Genomic DNA, 6,688 nt, shown 5'->3' with positions numbered 1-6,688 from the left:
GCGCGCAGGAACAGCAACATGGCCACGATGGTGGGTCCCAGCCCCTGATACAGCCCTTGCAGCAAGAGCATGGACATGGGCACCTGGTCGATGCCTTTGGGCAGCAAGGCCAGGTAGATGGGCATGTAGACCAGGCACGATGCCAGCGCCACAAAGCGCGTGAGCAGCCAGGCGTCGACCACCCACTTCTTGACCAGCACGCTGTAAGTGGCCCAGGCCAGCGAGCCACCCAGCAGGAACAGATCACCGCTCAGGGTGGAGGGGCCATCGTGGGCGCCCAGCATCTGAGGTGCGGCGACGCAGCCCACGCCAGCCGCAATCGGGATCAAGCCCAGCAGGCGCAGGCGCGAAGGCCTTGCACCCATGAGCAGCCAGGCCAGTGCGGTCACCAGAAAGGGTTGCATGCCCGGCAACAGGATGCCGCCATGAGCCGCCGGCGCGCGTTTGAAGCCGGCGTACACCAGGATCAGAAACAGCAGGCCGCCAATGAGGGCCATGGCCCACATGCGCTGGTTGCGCCAGGTGCCTGCGGGCAGGTTCAGCGAAAAGGGCAGCAGGAACAAGGATGCCGTACCCAGGCGCAGGGCCACGATGTCCCAGCCGGTGAGGGCCGTCTTGCCACCCAGGCGCGAGATCAGGATGAAGCCCGCCCAGATCACCACGGTGGCCAGAGCGGCCAGGTAGCCTTGCAGGATGGAACCGCTGGGTTGGGCGCGCGCGATGGAAGTCATCGAGGCAGTCTAGCCGCAGGGCCGGAAACGAACAGGGCCACCCGGAGGTGGCCCTGAGCGGTGTGAGCTCAATCGGCTGCGCTCAGCGTGCCGCGCTGGCCTGCGCACCATGCGCCACGGCCACGGCTGTCATGTTGACGATGCGGCGCACGGTGGCGGACGGGTTGAGGATGTGCACCGGTGCGGCCGCACCCAGCAGGATGGGGCCCACGGTCACGCCCTGGCCGCCCGTCATCTTCAGCACATTGAACAGGATGTTGGCAGCATCCAGGTTCGGGCAGATCAGGACGTTGGCCGTGCCTTGCAGCGTGCTGTCGGGCAGCAGCTTGTTGCGCACCGACTCGCTCAACGCGGCATCCCCTTGCATCTCGCCATCGGCGGGGATATGGGGCATGCGTTGCACGAAGATGTCACGGGCCTGGCGCATCTTGCGCGCCGAGGGGCGGCTGCTGGAGCCGAACATCGAGTGCGACAGGAAGGCCACGCGAGGCGGCAGGCCAAAGCGCTGGACTTCTTCCACAGCCAGGGCCGCGATGTCAGCCAGTTGCTCGGCCGTCGGGTCTTCGTTGACGAAGGTGTCGGCGATGAACAGGTTGTGCTGGTCCAGGATCAGGGCATTGAGCGCGGCCAGGCCATGGGCCTCGGGGCGCACGCCGATCACTTCCTGAACGTGGGCCAGGTGCAGGTCGTAGCGACCGATCACGCCGCAGATCATGCCGTCGGCATCACCCAGCTTGACCATCATGGTGGCGATCAGCGAGTTGGAGCGGCGCACCGCCACCTTGGCCAGGTCGGGCGAAATGCCGTCACGGGCACGCAGCTTGTGATACGCCTCGTAGTACTGCTTGAAGCGCTCGTCCTTGGCCGGGTTGACGATGTCGCAGTTCACGCCGTCCTGCAGGCGCAGGCCCGCGCGTTCGATGCGCGTGGTGATCACGTCGGGGCGGCCGATCAGCAGCGGGCGGGCAATGCCTTCGTCCACGGCAATCTGGGCGGCACGCAGCACGCGCTCGTCTTCACCTTCGGCGTAGGCAATGCGCTTGGGATTGGCCTTGGCGCCCAGGAACAGCGGGCGCATGAACAGGCCCGTGTTGCTCACGAACTGCGACAGCGAATCGCGGTAGGCTTTCAGATCCTTGATGGGGCGCTTGGCCACACCGGACGCGGCGGCGGCCTCGGCCACGGCCGGGGCAATGCGCAGGATCAGGCGTGAGTCAAACGGGGTGGGGATCAGGTAATCCGGGCCGAAGCGCAGTTCGCGGCCCGGGTAGGCTGCGGCCACTTCGTCGGAGATCTCGGCCTTGGCCAGGTCGGCGATCTGGCGCACGCAGGCCAGCTTCATCTCGTCCGTGATCTTGGTCGCGCCGCAATCGAGCGCGCCACGGAAGATGTAGGGGAAGCACAGGACGTTGTTGACCTGGTTGGGGTAGTCCGAGCGGCCCGTGGCGATGATGCAATCAGGGCGAACGGCCTTGGCGATCTCTGGGCGAATTTCCGGCTCGGGGTTGGCCAGCGCCAGGATGATGGGGCTGGGTGCCATGGTCTTGACCATGTCGGCCGTCAGGGTGCCGGCAGCCGAGCAGCCCAGGAACACGTCGGCGCCGTTGACCGCATCCGCCAGCGTGCGGCCCGAGGTGGGCTGCGCATAGCGGCGCTTGGATTCGTCCAGCTTGTCGGTGCGCTCGGTGTGGATCAGGCCCTTGGAGTCGCACACGAACACGTTTTCGCGCTTGATGCCCAGGCCGACCATGACGTCCAGGCAGGCAATGGCCGCGGCGCCGGCGCCGGATACGGCCACCTTGACTTCGCCGATCTGCTTGCCCACCAGTTCCAGCCCGTTGAGCAGGGCGGCGCTGGAGATGATGGCCGTGCCGTGCTGGTCATCGTGGAACACGGGGATGTTCATGCGGGCGCTGAGCTGCTTCTCGATGTAGAAGCACTCGGGCGCCTTGATGTCTTCCAGGTTGATGCCGCCGAGCGTGGGCTCCAGGGCGGCAATCATGTCGATGAGCTTGTCCGGGTCGCGTTCGGCCAGTTCGATGTCGAACACGTCCACCCCGGCGAATTTCTTGAACAGGCAACCCTTGCCTTCCATCACCGGCTTGGAGGCCAGGGGGCCGATATCGCCCAGGCCCAGCACGGCCGTGCCGTTGGTGATCACGCCGACCAGGTTGCCACGCGAGGTGTACTCGGCGGCCATGTCCGGGTTCTGTTCGATGGCCAGACAGGGGTAGGCCACGCCAGGCGAGTAGGCCAGGGACAGGTCACGCTGGTTGGACAGCGGCTTGGTCGGCACCACGGCGATCTTGCCGCGGCTGGGCAGGCGGTGGTATTCGTTGGCGGCGTCGCGCAGAGCCTGTTCGGCATCTGACAGAGGTTTGTCGGCACTCATGTTGGCTTTTTCACTCAGCAAGGGCGGAGATGGTAAGGCAAATGACGCACCAAATTACTGGGTGGGGCGTGCCTTATGCCGCTGCAACCCCGTGAACAAGGCATCCGATTTCGTCTGGCGATATCAAGTTCGGGGGCAAACTGCCGATTCCGTCAGGGTTATCCACATTGGATTGAATGGTGGGGATGTTTCCTTCCAAAGCTACTCAGGCTCCAACGATCCGGCAGCGGTTTGAAGAACTGCTCAACGAGGTCTCGCCTCAGGAGGCCATAGACGGGCCGCAGGCGTCCTATTTCCGTGGGCGTCAGGTTCAGGCCCTGATGCGCCTGTTGCCGCTGATCATGACGGGCAACGGTATCAACACGCTGGTGATCTGCTGGGTGTTCTGGGGCAAGATCAACAGCCTTGGCCTGGGGCTCTGGTGCTTTTTCGTGATCTCGGCGTTGCCGATTGCGGCTGTCTGGTGGCGCCTGTTGATCACCGACGGCGCGCGGGTGCTGGCCCAGAAGTCGGCGCAGTACATCATCGTCGGGCACGTGATCCTGTTTGCCGTGTTGTGGTCGGTGTTGCCGCTGGTGGTGTTTCCCAGTGCGGATCACAACGGCGCGATGCTGGTGGCTACCGTTGTGGTGGGCACCATCTGTGGCGGCGCCTTCATGCTCAGCCCCATGGTGCCGGCCGCGATGGCCTATGTGATCACCATGTGCCTGACCTGCGTGGTGGGCTTGCTGCAGTCCGACTACGCCACGAGCCAGGCGCTGATGATCGCGCTGGTGGTCTACATGGTGATCATGAGCGGCGTGAGCTACACCAATGGCAAGGTCTTCATGAGCCGGCTTCGCGCCGAGGCGGAAACCGAGCGCCAGAAGCAGCTGATCGACCTGTTGCTGCGCGACTTCGAAGAACATGCATCCGACTGGCTGTGGGAAATATCGCCCACAGGGCACCTGCGGCATGTGTCGACCCGGCTGGCGCACGCCTTTGGCATGCCCACCAAGGCCTTGCTGCAGAAGTCCTTCATCGACCTGCTGTCCAACATGTTGCCGCCGGAAGACGAGGAGGCGGCCGCTGCCCTGGCGCACCTCACCACCTGCATCCGCATGGGTCAGCCTTTCCGTGATCTGGAGATCGCGGTAGAGGTCGGGCACGAGATCCACTGCTGGTCGCTGACCGCCAAGCCCCTGCTGGACGAAACCGGGCGCTCCGCTGGCTGGCGTGGTGTGGGCTCGGACATCACCCACACGCGCCGTACCCGCGATGAACTGGCCCGCCTGGCCAATTTCGATGCCTTGACTGGTCTGGCCAATCGGCATCGTTTCAGCTCCGAACTGAGCAAGCTGGCTTCCGATCCCAAGACACCGGGGCGCCCTTGCTCCCTGCTGTTTCTGGATCTGGACAATTTCAAGAACATCAACGACTCCCTGGGCCATGGCGTGGGCGATCAGCTCTTGCGCCGCGTCGGGGCGCGCCTGAAATCCTGCGTGGCGGAGGGTGACCTGCTGGCCCGACTGGGTGGGGACGAATTCGCCTTGCTGAGCTGGCGTTATGCCTCGCACGAAGAGGCTGCCGCTCTGGCGGAGCGGCTGGTGGTCCTGCTGGCCGAACCCTGTCAACTGGACGACGCCATGGTGGAGGTGCGCGCCAGCATGGGCGTGGCCCTGGCGCCGCGCGACGGCAAGGACCCCCAATCGCTGCTGCAGTGCGCCGACCTGGCCCTGTACGCCGCCAAGGCGGCCGGTCGCAATACCTATCGTTTCTTTGATCAGCAGATGGCTGAAAGCGCCCGGGCCCGCGTGCGGCTGCAGCATGAGCTGGGGCAGGCCCTCAACGCCAACCAGTTCACCCTGTTCTTCCAGCCGCAGATGCGCCTCGACACCGGCGAAATCATCGGCTTCGAGGCCCTGGTGCGCTGGCAGCATTCCGAACGCGGTCTGATCGGTCCGGGCGAGTTCATCCCCGTGGCCGAGGAGACGGGCCAGATCGTGCCCCTGGGCAACTGGGTGCTGCGTGAGGCCTGCCGCGTGGCGGCCAAGTGGCCGGGGGATCTGCGCGTGGCGGTCAACCTGTCGGCGGTGCAGTTCCGCAGCTCCGCCGTGATCGATCTGGTCGACGAGGCGCTGGCGGAAAGCGGGCTGGATCCCGAGCGACTGGAAGTCGAGATCACCGAATCCGCCCTGATCGAAGACCACGATGGGGCCCAGTCCACCTTGATGGCCTTGCGCAGCCGCGGCGTGCGGGTGGCCATGGACGATTTCGGCACGGGGTATTCGTCGCTGGCCTACCTGCGCAGCTTCCCGATGGACAAGCTCAAGATCGACGGCATGTTCGTGCGCTCGCTCGACAGCGACCAGGACGCCCAGGCGGTGGTCACGGCCATCATCAGCCTGGCGCGTGCCTTGCGCCTGGAAACCACCGCCGAGGGGATCGAGACGTCAGAGCAACTGGTGATGCTGCGCGCCCTGGGCTGCGACGATGTGCAGGGCTACCTGATCGCGCGCCCCATGCCGGGCAGCGAGGTGCGCGCCTATCTGGAGCGCACCACCCTGGCCCTGGCCGAGCACTGAGGCGAGTGGGGCCGGCGGGGTCTTGAGGGGTTTCCTGGGGCGAATCTGGTGGAACCAATCCGCTCAAACGCGATCTAGACACCTTTGTTGCACTCTCCCGAAGCTGGCATCGCTTTGTCATGCCCGGGTGATACATTGCATCATCATTTTTCAGAGGACCTTTGCATATGAAGTGGATGCGTGACATGGCTCGGTGGCTGCTGGCCACCATGCTGCTGGTGTTCGGTCTGGGGGCGCACGCCGCCGCTGGTCAGAACGATTACGTTCTTGGCGCTGGTGACCAGATCCGGATCTTTGTCTACCAGAACCAGGATCTGCAACTGGATGCCCGCATCAATGAAAGCGGCACCATTTCGTATCCCTTGCTGGGCGTGGTGAAGCTCGGCGGCCTGACCGTCTCTGATGCGGAAAAGAAGCTCGCGGCCGGTCTGCGCGATGGCAACTTCCTCAAGCAGCCTCAGGTTTCGATCCTCGTGATGGACATGAAGGCCAACCTGGTTTCCGTGCTGGGGCAGGTCAACCGTCCCGGTCGTTTCGCCCTGGGCGCCGGTGCCGGTGGCAACAAGCTCAGCGAAATCCTGGCGCAGGCTGGCGGCATCCTGGTGAACGCCGGCTCTGACCTGGTGGTCGTGACCGGTACCCGTGATGGCAAGCCCTTCCGCAAGGAAATCGACTTCCCTCGCGTGTTCATGGCTGGCAGCGGCGTGGAAGACATCGCCCTGGCCAACGGTGACAGCGTCTGGGTGGACCGCGCCCCTCAGATCTACATCTACGGTGAAGTGCAACGCGCCGGCACCATGCTGCTGCAACGTGACATGACCGTGCTGCAGGCACTGGCGTCCGGCGGTGGCCTGACGCTGCGGGGTACGCAGCGCGGTATCCGCGTGCACCGTCGTGACGCAGCCGGTCAGGTGCAGGTCATTCAGCCTGACATGAACGACAAGCTGCAAGCCAATGACGTGATCTACGTGAAGGAAAGCCTGTTCTAAAGGCTTCCCTGC

Annotated in this window: 4 protein-coding genes; 2 read left to right on the top strand and 2 right to left on the bottom strand. The window is 64.7% G+C overall.

From position 1 onward, the window contains the following. Together VFW93_RS04245 and VFW93_RS04240 are read right to left on the bottom strand one after the other, a co-directional pair. Positions 1–731 (bottom strand): DMT family transporter (locus VFW93_RS04245; protein WP_329692745.1); only part of this gene is annotated, 731 nt, incomplete at its 3' end. Positions 732–813: 82 nt separating this feature from the next. Further along, positions 814–3,123 carry an NADP-dependent malic enzyme gene (locus tag VFW93_RS04240; RefSeq protein ID WP_329692744.1) on the bottom strand — a complete coding sequence of 770 codons (2,310 nt, stop codon included), beginning with the start codon at positions 3,121–3,123 and terminating at the stop codon, positions 814–816. A 185-nt stretch (positions 3,124–3,308) separates the two neighbouring features. Here VFW93_RS04240 and VFW93_RS04235 point away from each other — a divergent pair, with 185 nt between their 5' ends. Both VFW93_RS04235 and epsE read left to right on the top strand, forming a co-directional pair. Beyond that, complete coding sequence (locus tag VFW93_RS04235) at positions 3,309–5,687, top strand: putative bifunctional diguanylate cyclase/phosphodiesterase (protein ID WP_329692743.1); 2,379 nt, start codon at positions 3,309–3,311, stop codon at positions 5,685–5,687. Positions 5,688–5,854: 167 nt separating this feature from the next. After that, the gene (epsE, locus tag VFW93_RS04230; protein WP_329692742.1) at positions 5,855–6,676 is read left to right on the top strand and encodes a polysaccharide export protein EpsE; all 822 of its coding nucleotides are present in this window, start codon (positions 5,855–5,857) and stop codon (positions 6,674–6,676) included. Positions 6,677–6,688: the final 12 nt, after the last annotated feature.

Origin of the sequence: Aquabacterium sp. (assembly GCF_036279675.1) — a bacterium.
Lineage (GTDB): Bacteria > Pseudomonadota > Gammaproteobacteria > Burkholderiales > Burkholderiaceae_C > Aquabacterium.
This window is presented reverse-complemented; position numbering and strand designations above follow the sequence as displayed.